The organism is Pseudomonas sp. MPR-R2A5 (assembly GCF_058793055.1).
In genome coordinates, this window is record NZ_JBXAFK010000110.1 from 1 (window position 1) to 1,419 (window position 1,419).

Annotated in this window: 1 protein-coding gene; it reads right to left on the reverse strand. The window is 52.6% G+C overall.

Features of this window, described 5'->3' with window-relative positions:
• Positions 1–12 precede the first annotated feature (12 nt).
• A complete protein-coding gene (locus tag AC1Q6I_RS34735; RefSeq protein ID WP_011920678.1) occupies positions 13–1,314 on the reverse strand; it encodes an ISL3-like element IS1411 family transposase in 1,302 nt (433 codons plus the stop codon).
• Positions 1,315–1,419 lie beyond the last annotated feature (105 nt).

Here is a 1,419-nt window from a genome sequence, read left to right on the forward strand (position 1 = left end):
GGCTCTTCGCATTTAAGGGTGTAGCTGATTTCTAAACCCTCCTGACTTCAGCAAGCACCTGGCTATGTAATTGGTTAAATTTCTAAAGCCCAAGGCGGTACCTCGTAAGTGCTCAAGTCGCCCGTTGATAGCTTCTGTTGGACCGTTGCTGGTTCCTGGCCGGTCGAAGTAGGCAAGGATGCTCTCAGCGTATTTTTTCAGCGTTTCCCCCAAGCCTTTCACCTCGATGAGCGCTTTGGGCAAGTCGCTGGCTGTAATGATATTTATGACCTCTTCCATGAGTTTTTTACCACGTTTTCGATCCGGCTCGTTGTAGGCGCTGACCACCCGTTGGTACATGCTCCAGGTGCAATCCACTTCGAGGTGGTGCTCATCTGCAAACAGCTGGAACAGTTGCTTTTTGTTGGCGTCAGACAGGTAGCTGATCCGAGTCAGTAGCGTTCGACGGCTTTTGTAGAGCGGGTCATTTTTACGCCCTCTGCGGCCCAGGATGTCGTGTTGCACACGCCGGCGGCATTCATCCAGCATGTTGCTTGCCCAGCGCACGACATGGAAAGGATCCAGCACGGTTTGGGCTTGAGGCAGGGCTTCTTGCGCTGCAGATTTAAACCCCGTAAAACCGTCCATGGCAATGCTTTCGATCTGGTCACGCCACGATTTGGGGCGACTCTGTAGCCATTGCTTAAAGGCTTGTTTGGAGCGGCCTTCCAGCACATCGAGCAAGCGGGCCGGCCCGTTTTTGTTACGCACGGGCGTAAGGTCAACCACGATGGTGACGTACTTGTCACCACAGCGTGTATGTCGCCAAACATGCTCATCCACGCCCAGCACGGTCACACCGTCAAAACGTGTCGAGTCATTAAAAAGCAGGCGCCGTCCTTCGTTGATAATGGCATTATTAGCGGTGTGCCATGCAACATCAAGCTGGCTCGCAACACGAGATACCGACAGATGATCCAGCACGATGGCAGCTAATGCCCAGCGTATCGCCCCATATGAAAGCTTTGAACGTGGAGGTGCTGCACTGTTTGTATCTTCATGCCAGAAACAGCCGCAAGCACAACGCCAGCGACGGATACGCAGCAGCAATCTGGTTGGTCGTTGTCCGTAAGGTGTGTGAGCAAGATGCCTATCGACAGTACCGCGTGAAACACCAGCAGCCCCGCACTTGGGGCATGGCTCGGGTGCTTTGGTTAAACGACATTCGATGACGGCGCGCTCTGCACAAAGATGTTGTCCAGTGGCAGTCAGGCCGAGGTTATTCAGTTGGCAAAAGCTGGAAAGATCAGGGCTAGAAAAGGTAAGATTGTTCACGTCGGGGGCTTAGTTTTTGTTGGTGTGAGAGCTTACATTTTCTAAGATCCTCGACTCCTTTTCCAGCCGGTCAGATTTTTTCTACACCCTTAAATGCGAAGAGCC